Source organism: Actinacidiphila glaucinigra (assembly GCF_035918135.1).
Classification (GTDB): Bacteria; Actinomycetota; Actinomycetes; order Streptomycetales; family Streptomycetaceae; genus Actinacidiphila; species Actinacidiphila glaucinigra.
On the sequence record NZ_CP109144.1, the window covers coordinates 1,437,838 to 1,461,130 of the forward strand.

Here is a 23,293-nt window from a genome sequence, read left to right on the forward strand (position 1 = left end):
CGGGGGCATCCGTCCGTATCGTCCGGACCTAGGCTGGATGACTACTGTGCACCACTACGGGACTTCCGCCCCGTGAGCGACGTGGGCGATGTCACATGCGCCGATTTGCGCGGTTCATCATGGCTTTGACCTGCGACTTTCCGGAACAGAGCACTCCGTTTCCGACGACTGCGCAGGTCAGGCCCTTGCGCCCGCAGGAATGCTCGCGCAGAGTCCTGACGTATCCGGCCCCGGCCGCGCAGCGCGGCAGCCGGCATTGCGGGCGGGGGCTAGCCGAAAGGGTCCTCGTCTCACATGCGCAACCAGGCCAAGCACCGCCGCGGGCGTTCCCTGCGGCTCAAGCTGTCCGCCGCGGCTGTCGCCTCCGCCGCGGCTTTCGGCGGCACCGCGTGGGCACTCCAGCAGTCCGGCTCGGACGGCACGGCGGACCGCTCGTCCGGCTCGTCCAAGGTCCACGTCACCTCGATCCTGCCCAGCGCGTCCGAGCAGCCGGAGCACGGCCTGGTCGACGCCGACAGCGGCCGGCGTGACGCGGCACCGGAGGCGAAGGAGACGAAGGGCACCGGCGCGACGCCCTCGAAGGGCTCGGCCCCGGCGAAGGTGAAAGCCAAGGCCGAGAAGCCCAAGCCGAAGCCGGTGAAGACCACGCCGAAGCCCGCCCACACCAAGCCGGCCCAGCCGAAGCCCCCCGCGAGCACGCCGACCCCGAAGCCCAGCCACACCGCCACCCCGCCGGCGACGCCCACCCCGCCGCCGGCGACCACACCGCCCCCGACGCAGACGCCGGACCCCACGCCGCCGGCGTCCACCCCGTCCCCGACCTCGGCACCCACGACGGACACCCCGTACGCCTCCGCGCCCCCGGCCGCCGAAACGGCCGAGCCCCCGGCGGCGGCGGCCCCCCGGACCGCCCCGCAGCGCGCGGACGCCGCACCGCTGCCCCCCTTCGGCGCGGTTCCGCACCCGCACGCCCACGGCCGCGGTCACACCCACGGCCCCTGGCTCCCGTTCCCGGCGACCGCCCCCGGTCACGCCGCCGGCGCCCCGGGCGGCACCGGCCCGGTCGGCTGAGCCTCCCCCGGAGGCCGCCCCTGGAGCCGTACCGTGGGCGTCCTACGGAAGCGAGGGCGCCGGGGCATGGGTGACAAGAAGCGGCAGGACCGCCTGCCGCGCGGTGTGTACGAGCGGGAACTGCTGCGGCTGCAGGTCGAGTTGGTCAAGCTGCAGGAGTGGGTGCGGGTCGGCGGGCACAGGCTCGTCGTGGTCTTCGAGGGGCGCGACGCGGCCGGCAAGGGCAGCACGATCAAGCGGGTGACGGAGCACCTCAACCCCCGCATCGCACGCATCGCGGCGCTCCCCGCGCCGACCGAACGCGAGCGCACCCAGTGGTACTTCCAGCGCTACGTCGACCATCTGCCGGCCGGCGGGGAGATCGTGCTGTTCGACCGGAGCTGGTACAACCGCGCGGGCGTCGAGCACGTGATGGGCTTCTGCACCCCCGAGGAGCACGTGCGCTTCCTGCACCAGTGCCCGATCTTCGAACGGCTGCTGATCGAGGACGGCATCATCCTGCGCAAGTACTGGTTCTCCGTCAGCGACGCCGCGCAGGAGCAGCGTTTCCGGGCCCGCCTGGAGGACCCGACCCGCCGCTGGAAGCTGTCGGGGATGGACCTGGAGTCCATCACGCGCTGGGAGGCGTACTCACGGGCCAAGGACGAGATGTTCGTGCACACCGACATCCCCGAGGCCCCCTGGCACGTCGTCGGGAGCGACGACAAACGCGCCGCCCGCATCAACATGATCGCCCACCTCCTGGCCGGCATCCCGTACGAGGAGGTCCCGCTCCCCGCCATCGAACTCCCGCCCCGCCCCGAGTCGACCGGCTACCAGCGCCCGCCCCGCGACCTGCAGACCTACGTCCCGGACCACGCGGCGACCCTGCGCCCGTGACGCCGCCAGGACCGCTCGGCGCCTTTGGGCCGCTCCGGGCACGTGGGGCCGCCGCCGGGGATCCGCGGAGTTCCCCTGGAAAACCACGCCCGGCATGCCCGGGAAAGGCACCGCGGAGGGCGTCGAAGGGGGCGGGGGCGGCCCTGCGGGCGGGGTGCGGACACGGCGGGCGGAGTGCGGGGCCGGGGTGGGGGAGACGGGCGTACGCGGGGTTCGGATACCGCCGCTGAGCTGGGCTTTCGGGCTCGCACGGCCTAGCGTCTCCCCATCGGGAAGGGGAATCTGATGGACCGTGGAATCCGAGACGTCGACGACGTGCTGAGGCTCCTGGACGACCTGCTCGCCGCGGGCGCCGACCGCTGGACGGACGGGGCGGCCGGCTGGTGGGACACGTTCTACGCGGACCGGGCCCGGCCGGTGCCGTTCTTCGTGGACAAGCCGGACGAGAACCTCGTGGAGTGGCTGGACCGGGGCCTGATCGCGCCGGGCGGCCGGGTCCTCGACCTCGGGTGCGGTCCGGGACGCAACGCGCGGTACCTGGCCGCACGGGGGTTCACCGTGGACGCCGTCGACCTCTCCCCCGCCGCCATCGCCTGGGCCGAGGAGCGGGCCCGCGAGGCCGGGGCGGACGTGCGGTTCCACCGTGGTGACGCCTTCGCCCTGGCCGGGACGGTGCTGCGCGGCCCGTACGACCTGGTCCACGACTCGGGCTGCTTCCACCATCTGCCGCCGCACCGGCGCATCAGCTACCTCGCGCTGCTGGACGGGGTCCTGGCACCCGGCGGGCAGCTGGCGCTGACCTGCTTCGCCGCCGGCGCGATGGGGTCCGAGCTGGACGACGCGGACTTCTACCGCGAGTCCCGCCTGCACGGCGGCCTGGCCTACACCCCGGAGGCGCTGCGCCGGATCTTCTCCGGCCTGACGGAGGTCGAGCTGCGCCGCATGCGCGACGAGCCGGCGGACTCCGCCCGCTTCGGCGAGGACTTCCTGTGGGCGGCGTTGTTCCGGGCACGGCGGGGGCCGGCGGGTGACCCTCCCGGGTGATGGCGCGCGGAGGCGGGAGCGGGCACTGTGTGCACATGCCGGAGGGGAGGTCCCACATGGACGGTGCCCGGCTCGCCGCCTCACGCCCCGCGCGGGCGCTCGCCGCCGCGCTGCTGTCCCTGGCCCTGCTGTCCGCCTGCGGCGGCTCCGGCCGGGAAGCCTCCGGGGCCCCGTCCCGGACCGGCACACCGGTCGCCACGCCGGTCGCCACACCGAGCGGCGAATCGCCGGACCCGACCACCCCCGCCTCCGCGCTCCCGCCCGCGTCCGCGTCCGTCACGGCGGCGCCCCGCCCGGTCCGGGCGGCCGTCTACTTCCTCCACGAGGGCAAGCTGTCGGCCGCGCCGCGCACGGTCACCGGCCCGGCGACCGCCGCGGCGGCCCTGCGGGCCCTGCTCGCGGGGCCGAACCGCGTCGAGCGCGGCCACGACCGGGCGACGGCGATCCCCTCGGGAACGGCGCTGCGGTCCCTGGCCGTACGCGACCGCGTCGCCACCGTGGACCTCTCGGGCCGCTACGACGACACCCCCGGCGCTTCCGCGAGAGCCCGGCTGGCCCAAGTGGTGTTCACTGCGACCCGGTTCCCCGGCGTCGAGAAGGTGCGCTTCCGCGTGGACGGCAGGCCGGCGGCCGGCCTCGGTCCGGCGGCCGGCGGGCGCCCGCTCGGCCGCGGCGACTTCGAGGACGTCTCCCCCGCCGTCCTCGTGGAGTCGCCGCTCCTCGGCGACACCGTCGCCGCGCCGCTGCGCGTGCACGGTACGGCCAACACCTTCGAGGCGGAGTTCCGGCTGCGGGTCTCCGACGGCTCCGGCCGCGCGGTCGCCGACGTACGGGTGGCGGCCACCTCCGGCAGCGGCACCCGGGGCACCTTCGACGTGACCGTGCCCTACCGCGCGCCCGGCGGACCGGGACCGGGCACCCTCACCGCGTACGTCCTGTCCGCCGAGGACGGCCACCGGGTCGTCCTGGACACGGTGCCGCTCACGCTCGCGCGGTGAGCGGGCCCGGCCGGACCGTGCGCGCGCCGCCGCACCGGCCGAGACTGGAACCAGGGGCACGTCCCGGGTTCAGGAGGCCGCCATGAACGCCGTCCGGCAGCCGATGACGGTGGGCGACGTGATGACGTGCAGGGTCGTCGCGGTGACCCGCCGCGCGTCGTTCAAGGAGATCGTGCGGGCCCTGGAGCAGTGGCACGTCAGCGCGGTACCGGTGGTGGAGGACGGCACGCGCGTCGTGGGCGTCGTCTCCGAGGCCGACCTGCTGCGCAAGGAGGAGCGCCGCGAGGACGGGCCACCCCCGGTGGGCGCGTCCACCGGGTCCCGCAGGGCGGCCGCCCTGACCGCCGAGGAGTTGATGACCTCGCCCGCGGTCACCGTGCGCGGCGACGCTTCGCTCGCTTGGGCCGCCCGTGCCATGGCACGGCACCAGGTCAAGCGGCTGCCCGTCGTCGACGACCGCGGCATGCTCAAGGGCGTGGTCAGCCGGGGCGACCTGCTGAAGGTCTTCCTGCGGTCCGACGAGGACATCGCCCGCGACGTCCGGGAGAACGTGGTCGGCCGCCTCTTCCCCGGCGCGTGGCGGTCCGTCGAGGTCGACGTCGAGGAGGGGGTCGTCACGCTGAGCGGGCTGCTCGGGGACCGCTCCCTGGTGCCGGTGGCGGACCGCCTGGTGCGGTCCGTGGAGGGCGTCGTGGACGTGCGTTTCGAGCTCACGCCGAACCGCGTGTGACGGGCGGCGCCGGCGCCGGATGCGAGGGCCGCCGGCCGCGCCCACGCTGGGAGGGGGGAAACAGCTCAGCCCGAAGGAGCGGAACGCCATGAAGGCATGGGTCTTCCAGGGTCCGGGACGGGCCGCCTGGCAGGAGGTGGCCGATCCGGTCCTCCAGGAAACGAGCGACGCCATCGTCCGCGTCGACACCGTCGCGATCTGCGGCACCGACCTGCACATCCTCAAGGGCGACGTGCCGGACGTCGCTCCCGGCACGGTGCTCGGCCACGAGGCCGTGGGCGAGGTCGTCGAGACCGGCGCGGACGTGGACACCGTCCGGCCGGGCGACCGGGTACTCGTCAGTTGCGTCTCCGGGTGCGGACGCTGCCGGTTCTGCCGTGAGCAGGCCTACGGGCAGTGCCTGGACGGCGGCGGCTGGGTACTCGGGCATCTCGTCGACGGCACGCAGGCGGAGTACGTGCGCGTGCCGTACGCCGACACCTCGCTGCACGCGCTGCCGCACAACGTGTCCGGGCACGACGCGGTCCTGCTCTCCGACGTCTTCCCCACCGCCTACGAGGTGGGCGTCCTCAACGGCCGGGTCCGGCCCGGGGACACGGTCGCCGTGGTCGGCTGCGGCCCGATCGGCCTGGCCGCCGTCGCGACCGCGCAGCTGTGCTCCCCGCACACCGTGATCGCCGTCGACCTGGCGGCGGCCCGTCTGCAGGCCGCGAAGAACCTGGGCGCGGACGCCGTGGTCCCGGCGGGCGAGCAGCCGGAGCAGCTGGTCGACGACCTCACCGGAGGTCTCGGCGCGGACGTGGTGATCGAGGCCGTGGGGCTGCCGGAGACCTTCGAGATGTGCACGCGGATGGTCCGGCCCGGCGGCCGGGTGGCGAACGCGGGGGTGCACGGCAGGCCCGTCACGCTCCACCTGGAGAACCTGTGGAACCGCAACGTCACCATCACCACGGGCCTGGTCGACACCTACTCCACGCCCACCCTGCTGCGCCTGCTGGAGGCCCGGAAGCTGCCCACCGGCCCCTTCGTCACGCACACCTTCGAACTGCACGAGATGGCGGAGGCCTACGACGTGTTCGCGGCGGCGGCGGACACCGGCGCGCTCAAGGTCGTCCTGGGCGGGCCTCACCATGACGTCCTCGTGCCCAGGTCTGACCGGAGCGGACGGAGCGGGGCGTAAGGGGCACGTCAGGGGCACGTCAGGGCCGCGTCAGGGACACGGCGGCCACTCTTGACGGAATCTTAACGGCGTGAGGCGCCGGTACGGGGGATCGGCTGCCGCCCGATGCGTACGCTGACCAGGCCATCTCGTGGTGGCGGGAACCAGTCGCAGTACGTCAGGAGCCTCCATGACCTCCCCCGTCCCTACGGGTCGCCTGCGCGCGTGGATGCTCGAGGGCCTGTCCGACATGGCCCGGCATCAGCAGGGCGGACAGGCGGTCGCGGAGCGGCGTGACCACGGCCAGCGCTGGTGGCGGGTGATGTGCCTGACGGGCGTCGACTACTTCTCCACGCTCGGCTACCAGCCCGGCATCGCGGCGCTGGCGGCGGGCCTGCTGTCGCCGGTGGCCACCGTCGTCCTCGTCGTCGTCACGCTGGCCGGCGCCCTGCCCGTCTACCGCCGGGTGGCCCAGGAGAGCCCCCGCGGCGAGGGCTCGATCGCCATGCTGGAGCGGCTGCTGTCGTTCTGGAAGGGCAAGCTCTTCGTCCTGACGCTGCTGGGCTTCGCGGCGACGGACTTCCTCATCACGATCACGCTCTCGGCGGCCGACGCCTCGACCCACCTGGTGGAGAACCCGCACCTCACGAGCGCGCTGCACGGCAAGCAGATGCTCATCACGCTGCTGCTGGTCGCGCTGCTCGGCGCGGTCTTCATGAAGGGCTTCCTGGAGGCGATCGGTGTCGCGGTCGCCCTCGTGGGCGCCTACCTCGCGCTCAACGTCGTCGTCGTGGCCGTCGGGCTGTGGCACGTGGCCACGGCCGGGCACGTCGTCACCGACTGGTCGAACGCCCTCACCACGGAGCACGGAAACGTCCTGGTGATGGTCGGGGTGGCGCTGCTGGTCTTCCCGAAACTCGCCCTGGGCCTGTCCGGCTTCGAGACCGGTGTGGCGGTGATGCCGCACGTCAAGGGCGACGCCTCGGACACCGAGGAACGTCCCGCCGGGCGCATCCGCGACACGAAGAAGCTGCTGACCACGGCCGCCGTGATCATGAGCTGCTTCCTGATCGCGACCAGCTTCATCACCACGCTGCTGATCCCCGCCGACGAGTTCGAGGCCGGCGGCAAGGCCAACGGCCGCGCGCTGGCCTACCTCGCGCACGAGTACCTGGGCAACGTCTTCGGCACCGTGTACGACGTGTCGACGATCTGCATCCTGTGGTTCGCCGGTGCCTCGGCGATGGCCGGGCTCCTCAACCTCATGCCGCGCTACCTGCCGCGCTACGGAATGGCGCCGCACTGGGCGCGCGCGGTGCGGCCGATGGTGCTGGTCTTCACCCTTGTCGCGTTCCTGGTCACGTGGATCTTCGACGCCGACGTCGACGCCCAGGGCGGCGCGTACGCGACCGGTGTCCTGGTCCTCATCTCCTCCGCGGCGATCGCGGTGACCATCGCCGCCCGCAAGGCGGGGCAGCGCAACTGGACGATCGCCTTCGGGGTGATCTCGGCCGTCTTCCTCTACACCACGGTCGTCAACGTCTTCGAGCGGCCGGACGGTGTGAAGATCGGCGCCTGCTTCATCGTCGGCATCATGCTGATCTCGCTGCTGTCGCGGCTCGCCCGCGCCTTCGAACTGCGCATCACCGGCATCAGCACGGACGACATGGCCAAGCGCTTCATACGGGACATCTCCCACCGCACGATCCGCTTCATCGCCAACGAGCCCGACCGGCGGGACGCCGCCGAGTACCGCGACAAGATCAAGCAGATCCGGTCCGACAACGACCTGCCGGCCGAGGAGGACTTCGTCTTCGTCGAGGTGACCGTCGCCGACCCGTCCGAGTTCGAGGCGGGCCTGGTGGTCCGCGGTGAGGTCCTCCACGACCGCTACCGCGTCCTGACCCTCGAGAGCTCCTCCATCCCGAACGCGCTGGCGGCGTTCCTGCTGCACGTCCGCGACACCACCGGGCAGCGTCCGCACATCTACTTCGAGTGGACCGAGGGCACCCCGTTCGCCAACTTCTGGCGCTTCTTCCTCTTCGGGCAGGGCGAGGTCGCCCCGGTCACGCGCGAGGTGCTGCGCGAGGCCGAGCCCGACCGTAACCGCAGGCCCCGCGTCCACGTCGGCTGAGCCCCAGCCCGTCAGGGGCGTGCAAAGACCGGACCGGCCCCCGTCAAGGCGCCGTCAGGGCCGCGCCGGAAGCGTCCGGTCCTGCCTACGGTCGGCCCCATGGAACGGCGAAGGGCTCCCCGGCCCGAACGGCGGGGCACGAACGGCGACCGCCACTGGCGTGCCGACCTGCGGCGCGCGCTGGGTTGCGCGCTCGCCTTCCTCTGCCTGGCGGTGCCGCTCGACGCGGTCGCGGGCACGCTCACCCCGCGGCGTGCCGCGCTGTGGCTGCTCCTGGCCGTGCTCGTGCTCGTGCTGCTCCACCCGGACCGGGTGACCGCGGGCGACGGGTGGCTGGCGGTGCGCGGCCCGCTGCGGGAGCGGCGGGTGCGGACGGACGCGCTGACCGTGGTCCGCCAGTCCCCCGGGGTGTCGCGGCTTCTGCTCCTGTGCGACGCGCACGGCCGGTGGCTGGAGCTCGATCCCCGCGTCCTGGAGGCGAATCCGCTGCTGTGGCACCGGCTGGAGTCCGGCGCGCGGCGCTCCCGCACCGCCGGCACGTTCCGTGAGGGGGAAGAGGTGCTGAGGCGGCTCGGCGAGCGGATCGACGGCACCACGGCGCGCGCGGTGCTCGATGTGTCCGGGATCGCCTGACCGGCCGCGTCGTCGTTGGTGGTGGTACGTCGAGAAATGAGGCAGTCCGTGAGCGAGTCGCCGTATCGGGGCGCGTCAGGTGCGGGCCGGCGGGTCGTCGTCGGCCTGAGCGGTTCCCCCGGCAGTCTGGCCGCGCTGCACCGGGCGGTCGCGGAGGCCCGGTCCCGCTCCGCGGGACTGCTGGCGGTGCTGGCATGGGAACCGCCCCCCGAGGAGTTCGCGCATCGCCGGGTGCCGCTCCCGCCGCGGCCGTTCGACTGGGAACAGGAGGCGCGGGAGCGCCTGCGCGCCGCCCTGGAGGCGGCCTTCGGCGCCGACGCGCCGCCCGGGATGCCGGACTTCCGCGCCGGGACCGGGCGCGGGCCCGCCGGGTACGTACTGGTGAAGGCGGCCGCCCGCGGTGAGGACCTGCTGGTCGTCGGCACGGGGTCGCGCGGACTGCTGCCGCGTGCGCTGCGCGGTTCGGTCGCCCGTTACTGCGTCGCGCACGCGGCCTGCCCGGTGCTGGCCGTACCGCCGTCCCGGCTGCCCGCCGGGGTCTGAGCCTCAGCTCCTCAGGTGCTCCAGGACAGTGCGCATCGCGCGCTCCACGGCGCCGCGCGCCGCCTCGCCGTGGTCGGTCGTCTCGAAGCCGTGGGTGCCGTCGGGGAGGTCGAGGACCTCCACGTCCGCCCCGGCGTCCTTGGCGGCGGAGAGGAACTCCTCGACCGTCGCCGCGACCTCCGCACGCTCCCGCCCCACCCGGGTCAGGACGAGCGGCAGTGCGCCCGCTGCGCGCACCGCGGCCGCGGGCCGGAAACGGGGGCCGGCCAGGCCCCAGTTGGGCAGCGGCGCGAGGACGGGATAGGTGGCCGCCACGCAGCGCAGCCACCGCGGGGGCGCGGCCAGCCAGTCCGCGGACAGCAGCCCGCCGGCGGAGAAGAACCACAGCGCGACGCGGTCGGCGTCGACCCGCGGATCGGCGCGGACGAGTTCGACCGCCTCGGCGAGGTCCCCGGCGGCGCGCGGGAAGTCGCCGAGTCCGTGCAGCCGGTGGTCGACCGTCGCGCCGACCGCTCCGAGAGCCGCCGCGAGCCGGCCGTAACCGACGAAGCCCGGCCAGTCGCGCGGGGTCGGCCGGGCGCCGGCCGGCACCGGGCCGCCGTGGACGAACACCACGGCCGGTCGGGGTCCGCCGCCGTCGGCGGGTTCCGGGAGGTACAGGTCGGTCCGCTCGCGGCGTTCGCGGGGCCGTTCGGGCACGTCGAGGAGGAACGGACGCAGGTGCGCGGGCGGTTCCCCCGTCTCGGTGATGCGGTGGCCCTCCCCGGCGGCGGCCTTCAGCAGGACGCCGGCGAGTTCGCCGGGGGCGGAGAGCATCGGCCAGTGGCCGGTGGAGAGTTCGAAGAAGGTGACGCGGGGGTCGGTCAGCGCCTGGAGTTCGGGGTGCCCCAGGCCCACCAGCGCCTCCACCATGGCGATGCTCGAACCATTGCCCGCGCACAGGACGCCGGTCGTCGGCAGGGCGGCTGCCGCCCCCGACAGGCGCAGCGGCCGGGTGAGCGTCCCGGCGGGCTGGGGCGCGGCGTCGGCGGCGAGCCGGGCCAGCGCCGCCGCGGGCACGCCGGCCGTGCTGCCCCAGTGCTCCCACGCCCCGGGCGCCGGCGGGGCGACGGGCCGCGCGTCGTCACGCGGGACGGCCGGCTCCGAGAGCCGGGCGCGCAGCTCCTGGTCGGGCACCAGGGCCAGCGGCGGATCGCCGTCCCGGGGCATGCCCGCGTCCAGGTGGACGACGCGGGCGACGCGTCCGGGCCGCCGGTCGGCGGCGGCCACCACCGGGTGGATGCCGTAGCCGTGGCCGACGAGCACCACGTCCGCCGCGTCCGGGGAGCCGGCACCGTCGATGACGCGCAGGACGTCCTCGACATGGTTCTCCAGGTCGGTGCCGGGCCCGGCCGGGCTGCCGGAGCCGGCCATGCCGGTGAGGCTCACGGGATGGGCGCCGGCGCCCGACTCCCGCAGCCGTCCGGCGACGTCCTCCCACACCCAGCCGCCCGTGTGGGCCTCGGGAACCAGTACGAACACGGTCATGTGTGCCTCCCCGCACGCGGTGGTCCGCGGTCCGGCCGTGCCGGCCGTCCGCGCTCGCCGGTACGGTAGGAACTCCCCCTGAGGGAGGTTCAAGCGGTGGAGGCCGACAGCACGTTGGGCATCGGGGAGCTCGCCGAGCGGGCCGGCGTCTCCGTCAAGACCGTCCGTTTCTACTCGGACCGCGGGCTGCTGCCCGAGTCCGCCCGCAGCGCGGGCGGCCACCGCCGCTACGCCCCCGAGGCGCTGGCCCGCCTCCGCCTGATCCGCTCCCTGCGCACCCTGGACCTGCCGGTGCCGGAGGTGGCGCGGGCCCTGGAGCGGGAGGACGCCCTGGAGGACGCCGTCGCCGGCCACCTGAGAACCCTCGGCTCCCAACTGGCCGCCCTGCGCTGGCGGGAGGCCGCTCTGCGGCTGCTCCAGGACTGCACCGCCGAGGAACGCGCCGAGCGGCTCGAACTCGTCGGCGCCGTCCCGGTACCGCCGAGCACGGACCCGATGGCCCGCTTCTGGCGCCGCTGGCTGCAGCCCGCGCGGCTGCCCGCTCCCGTGCTGGCCCGGGTCGTCGAACTCGCCGTGCCGCAGCCGCCGGACGAGCCCGGCCCGGCGCAGGTCCTCGCCTTCGCCCGGCTGCACGCCTTCACCTCGACCTCCTGCCCGCCCGGTGCCGTGCACCGGCTCGCGGCGCACCGGCCCGACGCGGGCCCCCGTCCGGCCATGCTGTACGAGGGGCTCTACGAGGCCTACGAACTGGCCGCGCCGGACGTCCTGGCCGGACGCGCGCCGGGCGCGGGCGAGGCGCTCGACTGCTTCGTCACCGCCCACGCGCGGTCGTTCGGCGCGCGGGACACCCCCCGTTTCCGCCGCCGGCTGAGCGGCATGCTGGCCGTGGAGCCCCGCATCGACCGCTACTGGCAGCTCGTGGGCGAGCTCAGGGGCCCGGGGGAACCGACCCCGGGTGCCGCCCACACCTGGTTGCGCTCCGCGCTCGAGGGCGAGGTCACGGCGCGGTGAGGATACGGGGGCCCTCGTCCGTGATAGCGACGGTGTGCTCGAAGTGGGCGGCGCGGCTGCCGTCCTCGGTGTGCAGCGTCCAGCCGTCGGTGGCCGTGCGGTAGCCGCCGCGCCCCCCGGCCATCAGCATCGGCTCGATCGCGAGGGCCAGTCCGTGCCGCAGGGGGTAACCACGCCCGGGGCGGCCCTGGTTGGGCACATGGGGGTCCTCGTGCATCCGTCGGCCGATGCCGTGACCGCCGAAGTCCCCGGGCATTCCGCACCGGGCCTCGCGGGCGACGGTGCCGATGGCGTGCGAGATGTCGCCGATCCGGTTGCCGACGGTCGCCGCGGCGATACCGGCGTCGAGGGCCCGCCGCGTGGCCTCGATGAGGCGCAGGTCGGCGGGGCGGGGTGTGCCGACGGTGAAGCTGATCGCGGCGTCCCCGGTCCAGCCCTCCAGTTCGGCGCCGCAGTCGACGCTCACCAGGTCGCCGTCGCACAGCCGGTAGTCGGTGGGGATGCCGTGCACGAGCGCGTCGTTCACGGACGTGCAGATCACCGCGGGGAACGGCGTGGGGGCGAACGACGGCCGGTAGCCGAGGAAGGGCGACCGCGCGCCCGCCGCGTCCAGGACGGCGCGGGCCGCCTCGTCCAGTTCCCGCAGCGACACGCCGACGCGCGCCGCATCACGGGCCGCGGCGAGCGCATGGGCCACGACACGCCCGGCCTCCCGCATGGCCGCCAGCGCGGCATCCGTCTTGATCTCCACCATGTCCGTGGCTCCTCGTTCCGCCCCCGGGGGCACCCAATTCTTATACCGGTATTAGTATCACGGACATGGTGCGAACTCCCCTGACCCCCTGGGAACGACAACGCGGTGAGCGCTTCGGTGCGCTGCTGCGCCGGGCACGCGGCGACCGCAGCATGGTCGAGGTCGCCGCGGCGGCCGGCGTCTCCGCCGAGACCCTCCGCAAGATCGAGACCGGCCGCGCTCCGACCCCGGCGTTCTTCACCGTGGCCGCGCTCGCCGCGGCGCTGGACGTCTCCCTGGACGAACTCGCCTTCGCGTGCGTGCCCGAGGCCGACGCGGCGGGGGCCGCGTAGCGGCCGCGGCCCCGTGTGCGGGTCCGTTGCGCTTGGGGGCGGCTGCGCCGGGCTGCCCGGTGGGTGTGTGCGAGTGCCTTGTGGTCGGGGTGCCCCCTGCGGCCCGGTTGTCGCGTGCGGGTTGTTTGCGCCTGCGGGCCGGGTGCCCCGGGCTGCCCGGTTGTTGTGTGCGGGTCGTTTGCGCCTGCGGCGGGCGGTTCTCCCGCCCGCCCGCCCTCCCCCAGCCTTCGGCCGGGGGGACCCCCATCCGGCGCGGTCAGTGACCGCCTCGCGGCGTGCGTGGTGGGCCGGGTGCGGGGCCTCCGGGGCTGCACGTCCTGGACTGGGTTATTTACGTGCATGACGGGCGGTCCATGTCCGAGCCCCGGATGCCGCACACAAATATCCCGCAGCGTCCAGAACATCCACCCCTACGACCCCGCCCCCTCCGCATCGTGGGGCGACTGACGGCCGGAGGGGGGTGAGGCGGTCCGGGGTTGCCGCACCCGTCGTACAGAACGCCCACGGCCATCAGGCCCTCCATGGTGGGTACTTCCGGGGGTAGCTGGGGGTGGCGGCTGAGGCCCGCGCCGGCTCCGGTGCGATCGGACCGGAAGGGGGTGCTCGGGCCGATGCCGGTGGTAGGGCGCGGGGGCGCTGATCGCTCTGCTGAGCGGCCGTGTGCGGGTTCCTGCCCTCCCTCAGCCCTCGGCCAGGGGCGGCCTGACTGAACCTGGTTACGGGTCGGCCGCCCGCCGGACGTCCGGGTGCGTCCCCACATCGGCAATCGTCGTGATCTGCCGCCTGGCGGCCTTCGGCGTCGCCGTGACATAGGCATAGCCCTGGAGCGCCGGCGGGCGAGGTGCGCCAGCCGTCCCGCGGGAGGTGCTGCCCCCGGCCACTGGCGCGCGCACCCTTGCTCGGCCTGCGGCCAGAGGACCCCCTACTGGGGCCAGTTCCCAGCGGTGTGGGGAGGGGCGCCCCCCATCACCCCCCACCGGCCGTTGGTCGCCCAGCGATACGGAGGGGGCGGGGTCGTAGGGGTGGATGTTCTGGACGCTGCGGGATATTTGTGTGCGGCACAGACGGCACCAATTGGACCGCCCGCCATGCACGTAAATAACCCAGTCCAGGACGTGCAGCCCCGGAGGCCCCGCCCCCGGCCCACCACGCACGCGCGAGGCCCGCACCAACCATCCGGGATGGGGGTCCCCCCGGCCGAAGGCTGGGGGAGGGCGGGAGGGCGGGGGAGAAACCGCAACCGCAACCACAACGGCGCCGCACACGACAACCGCACCCGCGGCTCAGTCGCCCCCAAAACCCCCGCCGTCGCCGAAACCCCCTCCGTCGCCGAAACCGCCCCCGAAGCCGCCGCCGAAATCGCCGCTGTCGAAGTCCGCACCCGAGTAGTCCCCGCCCTGGCCGTCCGGCGGCACGCCGCCGTACCCGCCGAGGGAACCGCCGAGCAGCGTCCCCACGAGGATCCCGGGCAGCATTCCGCTGCCGAAGTAGCCCTGGGCCCAGGGGGCGTAGGCCGGGCCCGCCTCCCAGTACGGGCGGGGGCCGCGGGGTGTGTCGACCTGGCGGGCCATGGGTTCCAGGCCGTCCGCGAGCCGGGCGGCGTCGGCGGCGCAGACCGGCACGGTCCGCTCGGCCCCACCGCCCTCGGGGGTCCACGGCACGTCCTGGACCGACGGCCCGTGCCGGGGGTCGAAGAAGCACGGCGGGCGGCGCTCGGGCAGCGGCCCGCCCTCGATGCGCGCGTCCAGCGTGGCGAGCGCGAAGCGCCCCTCCTCCAGTGCCCGGCTGACCTGCTGCACGTCGCCGGGGGCATGCGCCCGGTCCATGGCGGCCTTCGCGGTGTCGTAGGCGTCCAGCGCGCGCGTGTAGTCCTCGCGCATGGCGTCGTCGGCCGTCGCGCCGCCCGGGTCGAACCCGATCCGGCTCAGCTCCTCGCCGAACGCGGTGATGTCCTCGTCCACCACCGGGCGCAGCTGGTCGAGCCGGGCACGGTCCTGCTCCTCGCGGCGCCGCTTGGCGCGTCGCGACACCAGGACGGCCCCGCCGCCCCCGACGAGGACCAGGAGGCCGAGCGCGACGAGCACTGCGGTCCCGCCGCCACCCGTGCCGACGCCGACGGAGCCGCCGCCCCACGAGGCCGGGGCGTGGCCGCCGGCCTGCGGCAGTGCCTGGTCGACGAAGCCGGTGACCATCGCCGCGGGGTCGCCGGGGTCGGACCGGCGCACGGCGCCTGCCAGGTTCTCGACGGAGTCGCGCGACATCACGGCGGGGTCCGCGCCGGCGTCGAAGCGGTCGCCGAGGGCGACGGCGTACACGCCGGTGATGCCGACCTTGGTCCGCAGGTCCTTCAGGAGTGTGGCGGCGGGGAACTCCGCGGTGTCCGGGAGGACGGCGACGAAGACCGGCCGGTCCGCCTTCTCGATGCGCCCGGCGAGGGTGTCCGCGTCGGCCTGCGACAGCACATCGCGCGCCCGCGGATCGACGTACACGGGTCCCTCGCGCAGGGCGGCCGCCGCCGTGTCCAGACCGCCCGCGGCACGTGCCCCGACGCCCGTCGCGACGACGATGCAGAGCACACCGCAGATCACGGCGAGTACCGGCACGAGGCGGAGGATCCGCCGGACGGTCCTCATGTCTACGACGCTAACCCAGATCGGGCCGCCGCGGCGCCGCGGCAGCCCGCTCGCCGCTCCCCCCGGGCGGTGTCCGGCATCTCCGATAGGCTGTTCTGTCAGAATTGACCGACAATGAGCGACATCGACCGGTTGGGTCCGGCGGGTGGGGGCCCGCGGGGACCGACCGCATGAGAACGCCCCTCGTTCCCGGGGATGGGTCGTCGCGGTGGACATACAGCAGTCGGCGAAGGATGTCGGTCAGCCCCAGACGGCGGTGGGGCAGGCAGGTGTGTTCCGCGACCTGCTGCCCATCGCGATGTGGCGGATCGACTCCGAGGGGCGCATCTCCCAGTGGTCGCTGGCCGCGCAGGAGCTCTTCGGTCACACCGCGGAGGAGGTGCTCGGCCGCAGCGCCACCCCTCTGCTGGTCCCCGTGGCGAACTGGGAGCTGGCCGACGAGCTGACGCGCCGCGTGCTGTCGGGCGAGGCCGTCGTGGGCACGCTGCCGGTACGCCACCGCGACGGCCATCTGGTGACCATGGAGATGTGGATCTGCCCCACCGCCGACCCGCAGGGGCGCACCGGACTGCTGGGCATCGCCGCCGAGACCTCCGCGGTGCTGCGCATGCGGGACTCGCTGGCGGCCCTGGAGGGGCTGTTCACCCAGTCCCCCATCGGTCTGGCCATGCTCGGGCCCGACCTGCGCTACGTACGGGTCAACGAGGCGCTCGCCCGCATGAACGGCGTCCCCGCCGCCCAGCACATCGGCAGGCGCGTGAGCGAGGTCGTCCCCGGACTCAACACCATGGCGCTGGAGACGGTGATGCGGCAGGTGCTGGCCCGCGGCGAACCCGTGGTGGACTTCCGAGGCCTGGGACGGACGGGCGCCGACCCCCGCAACGAGCGGGTCTGGTCGTGCTCCTTCTCGCCGCTCCTCGGCGGCGGCGGCCGCCGGCTCGGCGTGATCGCCAGCCTGATCGACATCAGCCGCGAGGAGCGGGCGCAGCTCCAGGCCACCCGCGGACGGCAGCGGCTCGCCCTGCTCGCCGAGGCGGGCACGCGCATCGGCACCACGCTCGACCTGCGGCAGACCGCGGAGGAGGTGGTGCAGGTGCTCGTGCCCCGGGTGGCCGACTCCGCCGACGTGCACCTGCTGGAGGAGGTCCTCGACCCGGACGAGGCCACGGCCTCCGCCCACGGCATGGTGCGCCGACTCGCGGTCGCCTTCGCCGACCCCGCGGCCCCGGCCGAGGACCTGGCCGTCGGCATGACGCACCAGGTGCCCCGGGCGTCGGCGTACGAACAGGTCATGGTGGAGGGGCGGCCGATGAGGCTCACCAGGGCCGACATACCCCGGCTGGTGCCCGGGCCGGACAACGAGCGGCTCCGGAGCTACTTGCGCACCCTGGGCTCCGCCCGCATGGTCCCGCTGGTGGCCCGCGGCACGGTGCTGGGCGTCGTCATGGTCACCCGGTCCCGCAGGCGCGAGCCCTTCGACGACCAGGACAACCTGCTCATCGACGAACTCGCCGCCCGCGCCGCGCTCGGCATCGACAACGCGCGGATGTACTCCGCCCAGCGCCGCGCCGCCCTGACCCTGCAGCGCAGTCTCGCCAACACCGCGCTGCCCACAGTGCCCGGGCTGGAACTGGCCGGCCGTTACCTGCCCGCCAGCGACCAGGAGGTGGGCGGCGACTGGTTCGACGTCATCGCGCTGCCCGGTGACAGGACCGCCCTGGTCATCGGGGACGTCATGGGCCACGGGGTGCACGCGGCGGCCGTCATGGGGCAGCTGCGGACCACGGTGCGCACCCTGGCCCGGCACGACATCCCCCCGGTCGAGCTGCTCCGGTCGCTGGACGCGGCCGTCGCCGACGTCGGCGAGAACGAGATGGCCACGTGCGTCTACGCCGTCCACGACCCGGCGGACGGCAGCTGCCTGGTCGCGCGCGCCGGGCACCCGCCGCCCGCGGTGGCCGGCGCGGGGGGCGAGGTGGCCTTCCTGGACGGCCCGAGCGGTACGCCGCTGGGCGTGGGCCGCCGGGACTTCCAGACCGAACGGGTGCTGCTGCCGCCGGGCGCCGTGCTGGTCCTCTACACCGACGGCCTGATCGAGGCCCGCGACCGCAACCTCGACCAGGGCATGCTCCAACTCGCCCGCGCCCTGCGCCATCGCGGCCGGCCGCTCTCCCGGATCTGCGACCGCGTCCTCGCCCGCCTGCTGCCCCGGGGCGCGCAGGACGACGTCGCGATCCTGCTGGCCCGGCCGCTCCACCCGACCACCCGCCATGAGCCCCCGGACTGAGCGCGCGACGGCGCCCGGCGGGCCACGCGCCACCGGCCGGACGGGCCGATACCGGAGCTGTGCCCGTACGGGCGCTCCTCCCGAGCCCCGGCGGGGAACCACCCCACGTGACGCAGCTCGCCCGGTTCTTCCGCACATGCGACGGTGGTAGCGATGGACAACCCGGCCAAGACGTTCAGCGAGTCACCGGAGGACCCGTTCTCGGTGCACGGCGCGGCCTCGGTGGTACTGGACGACGACGCGTCCGTGGTGGGGTGGAGCGCGCGCGCCGAGACGCTGCTCGGCCACCGGGCGGGGGACGTGCTGGGCCGGCCGGCCCCCGAACTCCTCGTCCACCCCGCCGATCTGGAGCTGGTCCTCGGCGTCACCGCGGCGTGCCTGCGCGAGGGCGGCTGGTTCGGGGTCGTGCCCGTGCTGCACCGTGACGGACGCCGGGTGGAGGTGGGCTGCCGGGTCCGCGCCGTCGCGCGGGAGGACGACCGCCGCGAGTGGTACGTGGTCGCGGCGCCCGCCGCCGAGGTCGTGCAGTGGGAGACCGACCGATGGGTGCTGGACGGGCTGTTCCGCCGCTCCCCCATCGGGCTGGCGGTCTTCGCGCCCGACCTGACCTTTCTGCGCGTGAACCGGGCGATCACCAAGTTCAGCGGCGTCCCCGCGCAGAAGCACCAGGGCCTGCGCACGGCGGACTTCCTCTTCGGGCCGGACGCCGAAGCCGTGGACGACCAGCTGCGGCGGGTCCTCGAGACCGGCCGCTCCTCGATCTTCTCCGAGCAGCCCTGCCGGCTGCGCCGCGACCCGCAGCGCGAACTGTACGTGGCCGTCTCGGCGTTCCGCATGGAGGACACCTACGGGCACGTGCTCGGGGTGACCCAGACCGTCGAGGACGTGACCGAGCGCTACCGGGCCCGCCGCAGGCTCGCCCTGCTCAGCGAGGCCGGTGCCCGCATCGGCACCACGCTGGACGTCGGCCGCACCGCCCGCGAACTGGCCGAGGTGGCCGTGCCGGGACTGGCCGACAGTGCCTCGGTCGACCTGCTGGAGGCCGTCCCGCAGGGAGAGGAACCCGCCCAGGACGCCTTCCCCGTGGTCTGCCGCGCGGCGGTGCAGTCGGTCTTCCCGGACACCGAGCAGATCATGTACCCGGTGGGCCGGACCATCGGCATCCCCCCGGGTTCCACGCAGGCGCGTTCGCTGGCCGAGGGCCGCCCGGTCTTCGAGTCGGACATGGACCGGGCCCTGGCCTGGCTCGACGAGGACCCCGCGCGGGCCAGGGCGGCCCGCGAGGTCGGCGCGCACTCCCTGATGGTGGTGCCGCTGGTCGCCCGCGGGCTCGTGCTCGGGCTGATCAGCCTCTGGCGGACGCGCCGCCGCGAGCCCTTCGAGGCCGACGACCTCACCCTCGCCGAGGAGTTCGCCGCCCGCGCGGCCCTGAGCATCGACAACGCCCGCCGCTACACCCAGCAGCACCAGGCGGCCCTCACCCTGCAGCACAGCCTCCTCCCGGGAAACGTGCCGTGGCACCCCGCCGCCGAGGTGGCCCACCGCTACCTGCCCGCCAACACCGCCACCGGGGTCGGCGGCGACTGGTTCGACGTCATCCCGCTCTCCGGGCTCCGCATCGCGCTGGTGGTGGGGGACGTCGTCGGCCGCGGTCTGCACGCGGCGGCCACCATGGGCCGGCTGCGCACCGCCGTGCACACCCTGGCCCACCTGGACCCCACCCCGGACGAGGTGCTGTCGCACCTCGACGACCTCGTGGACCGGCTCGCCTCGGAGCAGCGCGAGACCGACGAGAACGCCCCGCCCGTCGTCGGCGCGACCTGCCTGTACGCCGTCTACGACCCGGTCTCGCGGCGCTGCTCGCTCGCCCGGGCCGGCCATCCGCCGCCCGTGGTCGTCACCCCGGAGGGACGGGCCAGCCTGGTCAACATCCCCCCGGGCCCGCCGCTGGGCCTCGGCGGCCTCCCCTTCGAGACCGCCGAGATCGAACTGGCCGAGGGCAGCACGCTCGCGCTGTACACCGACGGACTCCTCTGCACCCGCTGCCGCGACGTCGACGACAGCATCGCGATGCTGTGCGGCGCGCTCACGGCGCCGTCCGGCTCGCTGGAGGAGACCTGCGGCGCCGTCGAGGACGCCCTCCTCAAGGGACGCCGCGCCACCGAGGCCGCCGACGACGTGGCCCTCCTGGTCGCCCGGACCCGCGTCCTCGCGCCGGAGCAGGTCGCCACGTGGGACCTCTCCCCGGACGCCACCGCCGCCGGGGAGGCCCGCTCCCTCGTGGAGTCCAAGCTCGCGGAGTGGGGGCTGGAGGAGGCGGCCTTCGTGACCGAACTGATCGTCAGCGAGCTGGTCACCAACGCGTACCGCTACGCGGGCGGGCCCATCACGCTGCGGCTGATCCGCGACAGCCACCTCATCTGCGAGGTCTCCGACGCCAGCAGTACCTCCCCGCACCTGCGGCGTGCGCGGACGACGGACGAGGGCGGCCGCGGGCTCTTCCTGGTGGCCCAGCTCAGCGAACGCTGGGGCACCCGCTACACGCGCGAGGGCAAGACGATCTGGACCGAGCAGCCCCTGCAGGGGGATTTCTGACCGGGTAGGGCACATGGGTCTTCGGCCCGTGCGCCCGCCGTGCCGCGCTGAGCACGACCGCGGCGCGATCGCCATGCGGTCGGCTGCCCGCCGGAATCGCCCACCCCGCGGCCGCGTCCGGTGCGAGCGCCGTGCTGACGCGTCGCCACGGACCGCGTCGCCTTTCGCAGGACGGCCCGGCCGCTGCCCGCTGTGGGGCCGAGCACGACTGCGGCATGATCGCACCGACGGCCGGCGCGTCGACCGGTTTCCGCACGACGCCGCGCTCCCAGGTGCCGGGGCCCGCGCTCGGCGGACCGGGGGCGGCCTCCGTACGCGGCGGCCGGGCCCGCCCGGCGGGCTCAGCGGGGCGGCAGTGCGGTGCCGCAGCGGGAGCAGTACAGGGCGTCGCTCTCGCCGGACAGGCGGCCGCACTCCACGCAGACGCGGTGCAGCAGGCAGGCCGCGTCGCCCGCCTCCGGTGCCGGGGCGGGGCCGGCGATGGTGAGGCCGGGGCGGCGGGCGTGCACCGTGAGGTAGGTCAGACCCGTGGCGCCGGCGGACAGCGAGCGGCAGGTGCCGCGCGGCAGCCAGGCGAGGGCGCCGGGCGCCAGGGTCGTCTGGCGTCCGCCGCCGTCGCCGGAGAGGTGTCCGCCGCCGTCCACGACGTACAGCAGGACGTCGAGGTCGGCCTCGACGTGCGGCCGGACCTCGGTGCCCGCCGGAAGGCGGATGACGTTGGCGTCGAGCTGGCGGCGGTCCGCACCGAGCCGCCACAGCGCTCCGCGCTGCCCGACGGGCGTACGGCCGATCAGGTCCGCCACTTGGGCGAGGACACCCGGCGCGGGCTTGGTCTCCACGTTCGTCCTCCCTGCACCTGTGGAACAGCCGAACGGTACTCCGCCGCGCGCGCCGCCGCACGGCGGCGGGGAGCGGCCACGCGCGGCGCCCGACGCGACGCGCGCACCGGCGAGGCGGACGATGGGGGCATGACGCCGCAGCGGACGCCGCCGGGGAGGCCGTGATGCCAGTGGGCCGGATCGGGTTGGTCGTGCACGGGGCGCGCGAGGACGCGAGCGAGGCCGCCGCGGCGGTGGAGCGCTGGTGTGCGCGGCACGGGGTCCCCGCGGTGGAGATCGACGTGTGGCGCAAGGACCGGCCCCGGCACAGCGGTCAGGAGGAGGCGGCCGTGGCCGGCTATCCGGACCTGGTCGTGACCCTCGGCGGCGACGGCACCTTCCTGCGCGGCGCGCGGGTGGCCGCGGCGTGCGGGGCGGCCGTGCTGGGCGTGGACCTGGGGCGCGTCGGCTTCCTCACCGAGGTGTGCACCGAGGACGTGGAGCGGGCGCTCGACTGCGTGCACGAGGGCCGGGCCACCGTCGAGGACCGCATGACGCTGACGCTTCGGGCGTCGCGGCCGCTGGAGATCCCCGAGGGCATCGAGTCGCTGCTGCGGTACGGGCGCGGGCCCGCGCTCCCGCCGCCGCGGGTGCGGCCCAGCGACCCCGAGGACGTGGGCTGGGGCGTGCCGATGGCCGTCAACGCCGTCAACGACGTGGTCTTCGAGAAGCTCGCCCGGGACCGGCAGGCCAGCCTCGCGGTGTATCTGGCGGGCCGTCTTTTCGCGTCCTACTCCGCGGACGCGGTGGTGGCGGCCACGCCGACGGGTTCCACCGCGTACAGCTTCGCCGCCGGCGGCCCGGTGGTCTCGCCGCACATGGACGCGATCGTGTTCACCCCGGTCGCACCGCACATGGCCTTCGACCGCACCCTGGTGGCGGCCCCGGACGAGGTCGTGGGGGTCCGGGTGCTGACCCGCTCGGGGCGGGTCGCGGTCAGCATCGACGGCCAGCTGAGGGGCGTCCTCGATCCGGGCGACTGGGTCGGGGTGTACAAGGCCCGGCACCGGCTGCGGCTGATCCGGCTGGGGCCGACCGACTTCTACGGGCGGGTGCGCGACCGCTTCCGGCTCAGTGACGCGCCGGCCGCGGCCGCGGACGGTGAGGTCCCCCCGCTGTACCGGCCGTCCGCGCCCGTTCCCCCTGACCTGCGGAATCTGCGCTTCCCGCCGCCGGGCGAACGCTGAGCCGACGGGGTCACAGACCCTGCCAGGCCGGCTTGGCCGCGTAGGTGGCCCGGAAGTAGTCGGCCAGCTTCAGCTTGGACGCGGCCGCCTCGTCGACGACGACGGTGGCGTGCGGGTGCATCTGCAGCGCGGAGGCGGGGACGACCGCCGCCAGCGGGCCCTCGACGGCGAGCGCGACCGCCTCCGCCTTGGCCTCGCCCGTGGCGAGCAGCACGAGGTGCCGGGCCTCCAGGATGGTGCCGATGCCCTGTGTGATGACGTGGTGCGGCACGTCCTCGGGGCGGTCGAAGAAGCGCGCGTTGTCCTTGCGGGTCTGCTCGGTCAGCGTCTTGATCCGGGTCCGCGAGGCCAGCGAGGAGCACGGCTCGTTGAAACCGATGTGGCCGTCGGTCCCGATGCCGAGCAGTTGGAGGTCGACCCCGCCGGCCTCCGCCAGCGTCCGCTCGTACGCCGCGCACGCCTCGACGATGTCCTCGGCGGTGCCGTCCGGTCCCATGAACGACTCCTCGGCGAGGCCGAGGGGCTCGACGACCTCGCGCAGCACCACGGAGCGGTACGACTCCGGGTGCCCGGCGGGCAGGCCGACGTACTCGTCCAGCTGGCAGATCCGGGCGCGCGACACGTCGGTGCGGCCCTCACCGGCCAGTCCGGCGAGTGCCCGGTAGACCGGGAGGGGGGTCGATCCGGTGGCGACGCCGAGCAGCGCGTCGGGCTTGCGGCGCAGCAGGTCCGCGATGGCGCCCGCGATGAGTTCGCCGCCCGCGGTGGCGTCCGGAACGATGACGACTTCCACTTCGGGACCGCCGATCTGGTGAGAGAGACCGAAACTGGTTTAGACCAATTTAGCAGCCGGGACCCCCGGAGATCCACCGCCGGCCAGGAGGGTGCCTTCGGGCGA

At 74.8% G+C, this 23,293-nt stretch carries 19 protein-coding genes; 14 read left to right on the forward strand and 5 right to left on the reverse strand.

Translation table 11 applies throughout. From position 1 onward, the window contains the following. Positions 1-294 precede the first annotated feature (294 nt). From OIE69_RS06300 to OIE69_RS06340, 9 genes are all read left to right on the forward strand, one after another. Positions 295-1,071, forward strand: a complete 777-nt coding sequence (locus OIE69_RS06300; protein WP_326570945.1) for a hypothetical protein — start codon at positions 295-297, stop codon at positions 1,069-1,071. 66 nt (positions 1,072-1,137) lie between these two features. Continuing rightward, complete coding sequence (gene ppk2 / locus OIE69_RS06305; protein WP_326570946.1) at positions 1,138-1,950, forward strand: polyphosphate kinase 2; 813 nt, start codon at positions 1,138-1,140, stop codon at positions 1,948-1,950. Between the two features lie 285 nt (positions 1,951-2,235). After that, positions 2,236-2,994: a class I SAM-dependent methyltransferase gene (locus OIE69_RS06310; protein WP_326570947.1), complete on the forward strand. Its 759-nt coding sequence runs from the start codon at positions 2,236-2,238 to the stop codon at positions 2,992-2,994. Between the two features lie 56 nt (positions 2,995-3,050). After that, a complete protein-coding gene (locus OIE69_RS06315) occupies positions 3,051-3,992 on the forward strand; it encodes a GerMN domain-containing protein (RefSeq protein WP_326570948.1) in 942 nt (313 codons plus the stop codon). An 82-nt stretch (positions 3,993-4,074) separates the two neighbouring features. Continuing rightward, the gene (locus OIE69_RS06320) at positions 4,075-4,722 is read left to right on the forward strand and encodes a CBS domain-containing protein (protein WP_326570949.1); all 648 of its coding nucleotides are present in this window, start codon (positions 4,075-4,077) and stop codon (positions 4,720-4,722) included. Positions 4,723-4,810: 88 nt separating this feature from the next. Then, positions 4,811-5,902 carry a zinc-dependent alcohol dehydrogenase family protein gene (locus tag OIE69_RS06325; protein WP_326570950.1) on the forward strand — a complete coding sequence of 364 codons (1,092 nt, stop codon included), beginning with the start codon at positions 4,811-4,813 and terminating at the stop codon, positions 5,900-5,902. A gap of 169 nt (positions 5,903-6,071) precedes the next feature. Next, entirely contained in the window at positions 6,072-8,015 is a 1,944-nt protein-coding gene (locus tag OIE69_RS06330) for an APC family permease (protein WP_326570951.1), read from the forward strand. Between the two features lie 99 nt (positions 8,016-8,114). Then, positions 8,115-8,648, forward strand: coding sequence for a hypothetical protein (locus OIE69_RS06335; RefSeq protein WP_326570952.1), 534 nt, complete (start codon positions 8,115-8,117; stop codon positions 8,646-8,648). Positions 8,649-8,696: 48 nt separating this feature from the next. Further along, positions 8,697-9,191 (forward strand): universal stress protein, encoded by a 495-nt coding sequence (locus OIE69_RS06340; protein WP_326570953.1) that lies wholly within the window; start codon positions 8,697-8,699, stop codon positions 9,189-9,191. A gap of 3 nt (positions 9,192-9,194) precedes the next feature. Here the strand turns inward: OIE69_RS06340 and OIE69_RS06345 are convergent, their stop codons facing one another. Continuing rightward, positions 9,195-10,718 carry a dienelactone hydrolase family protein gene (locus tag OIE69_RS06345; protein WP_326570954.1) on the reverse strand — a complete coding sequence of 508 codons (1,524 nt, stop codon included), beginning with the start codon at positions 10,716-10,718 and terminating at the stop codon, positions 9,195-9,197. A gap of 96 nt (positions 10,719-10,814) precedes the next feature. Between OIE69_RS06345 and OIE69_RS06350 the strand changes: the two genes are divergently transcribed. Next, on the forward strand, positions 10,815-11,729 hold the full coding sequence (locus OIE69_RS06350; protein WP_326570955.1) for a helix-turn-helix domain-containing protein: 915 nt from the start codon (positions 10,815-10,817) through the stop codon (positions 11,727-11,729). Here the strand turns inward: OIE69_RS06350 and map are convergent. Further along, positions 11,716-12,483: a type I methionyl aminopeptidase gene (gene map, locus OIE69_RS06355; protein WP_326570956.1), complete on the reverse strand. Its 768-nt coding sequence runs from the start codon at positions 12,481-12,483 to the stop codon at positions 11,716-11,718. The genes OIE69_RS06350 and map overlap by 14 nt on opposite strands. Before the next feature lie 65 nt (positions 12,484-12,548). On the opposite strand from map, the gene OIE69_RS06360 reads away from it, so the two are divergent. Beyond that, positions 12,549-12,815: a helix-turn-helix domain-containing protein gene (locus tag OIE69_RS06360; protein WP_326570957.1), complete on the forward strand. Its 267-nt coding sequence runs from the start codon at positions 12,549-12,551 to the stop codon at positions 12,813-12,815. Between the two features lie 1,283 nt (positions 12,816-14,098). Here the strand turns inward: OIE69_RS06360 and OIE69_RS06365 are convergent. After that, positions 14,099-15,448 carry a hypothetical protein gene (locus tag OIE69_RS06365; protein WP_326570958.1) on the reverse strand — a complete coding sequence of 450 codons (1,350 nt, stop codon included), beginning with the start codon at positions 15,446-15,448 and terminating at the stop codon, positions 14,099-14,101. A gap of 208 nt (positions 15,449-15,656) precedes the next feature. On the opposite strand from OIE69_RS06365, the gene OIE69_RS06370 reads away from it, so the two are divergent. Both OIE69_RS06370 and OIE69_RS06375 read left to right on the forward strand, forming a co-directional pair. Next, positions 15,657-17,735 (forward strand): SpoIIE family protein phosphatase, encoded by a 2,079-nt coding sequence (locus tag OIE69_RS06370; protein ID WP_326570959.1) that lies wholly within the window; start codon positions 15,657-15,659, stop codon positions 17,733-17,735. Between the two features lie 153 nt (positions 17,736-17,888). Beyond that, positions 17,889-20,330, forward strand: coding sequence for a SpoIIE family protein phosphatase (locus OIE69_RS06375; RefSeq protein WP_326570960.1), 2,442 nt, complete (start codon positions 17,889-17,891; stop codon positions 20,328-20,330). Between the two features lie 341 nt (positions 20,331-20,671). Here OIE69_RS06375 and OIE69_RS06380 read toward each other — a convergent pair whose 3' ends face one another. Beyond that, complete coding sequence (locus OIE69_RS06380; RefSeq protein WP_326570961.1) at positions 20,672-21,169, reverse strand: hypothetical protein; 498 nt, start codon at positions 21,167-21,169, stop codon at positions 20,672-20,674. Between the two features lie 164 nt (positions 21,170-21,333). On the opposite strand from OIE69_RS06380, the gene OIE69_RS06385 reads away from it, so the two are divergent. Then, positions 21,334-22,395 (forward strand): NAD(+)/NADH kinase, encoded by a 1,062-nt coding sequence (locus OIE69_RS06385; protein WP_326570962.1) that lies wholly within the window; start codon positions 21,334-21,336, stop codon positions 22,393-22,395. Positions 22,396-22,405: 10 nt separating this feature from the next. Here the strand turns inward: OIE69_RS06385 and nagB are convergent, their stop codons facing one another. Then, positions 22,406-23,188, reverse strand: a complete 783-nt coding sequence (nagB, locus tag OIE69_RS06390; RefSeq protein ID WP_326570963.1) for a glucosamine-6-phosphate deaminase — start codon at positions 23,186-23,188, stop codon at positions 22,406-22,408. Between the last annotated feature and the right edge of the window lie 105 nt (positions 23,189-23,293).

Bases quoted from the DNA above. Each gene is read 5' to 3' on its own strand.
- map (WP_326570956.1), bottom strand. From the start codon at position 12,483: ATGGTGGAGATCAAGACGGATGCCGCGCTGGCGGCCATGCGGGAGGCC.
- OIE69_RS06335 (WP_326570952.1), top strand. From the start codon at position 8,115: ATGGAACGGCGAAGGGCTCCCCGGCCCGAACGGCGGGGCACGAACGGC.
- OIE69_RS06360 (WP_326570957.1), top strand. From the start codon at position 12,549: ATGGTGCGAACTCCCCTGACCCCCTGGGAACGACAACGCGGTGAGCGC.
- OIE69_RS06330 (WP_326570951.1), top strand. From the start codon at position 6,072: ATGACCTCCCCCGTCCCTACGGGTCGCCTGCGCGCGTGGATGCTCGAG.
- OIE69_RS06315 (WP_326570948.1), top strand. From the start codon at position 3,051: ATGGACGGTGCCCGGCTCGCCGCCTCACGCCCCGCGCGGGCGCTCGCC.
- OIE69_RS06375 (WP_326570960.1), top strand. From the start codon at position 17,889: ATGGACAACCCGGCCAAGACGTTCAGCGAGTCACCGGAGGACCCGTTC.
- OIE69_RS06300 (WP_326570945.1), top strand. From the start codon at position 295: ATGCGCAACCAGGCCAAGCACCGCCGCGGGCGTTCCCTGCGGCTCAAG.
- OIE69_RS06385 (WP_326570962.1), top strand. From the start codon at position 21,334: ATGCCAGTGGGCCGGATCGGGTTGGTCGTGCACGGGGCGCGCGAGGAC.
- OIE69_RS06345 (WP_326570954.1), bottom strand. From the start codon at position 10,718: ATGACCGTGTTCGTACTGGTTCCCGAGGCCCACACGGGCGGCTGGGTG.
- ppk2 (WP_326570946.1), top strand. From the start codon at position 1,138: ATGGGTGACAAGAAGCGGCAGGACCGCCTGCCGCGCGGTGTGTACGAG.
- OIE69_RS06310 (WP_326570947.1), top strand. From the start codon at position 2,236: ATGGACCGTGGAATCCGAGACGTCGACGACGTGCTGAGGCTCCTGGAC.
- OIE69_RS06365 (WP_326570958.1), bottom strand. From the start codon at position 15,448: ATGAGGACCGTCCGGCGGATCCTCCGCCTCGTGCCGGTACTCGCCGTG.
- OIE69_RS06325 (WP_326570950.1), top strand. From the start codon at position 4,811: ATGAAGGCATGGGTCTTCCAGGGTCCGGGACGGGCCGCCTGGCAGGAG.
- OIE69_RS06320 (WP_326570949.1), top strand. From the start codon at position 4,075: ATGAACGCCGTCCGGCAGCCGATGACGGTGGGCGACGTGATGACGTGC.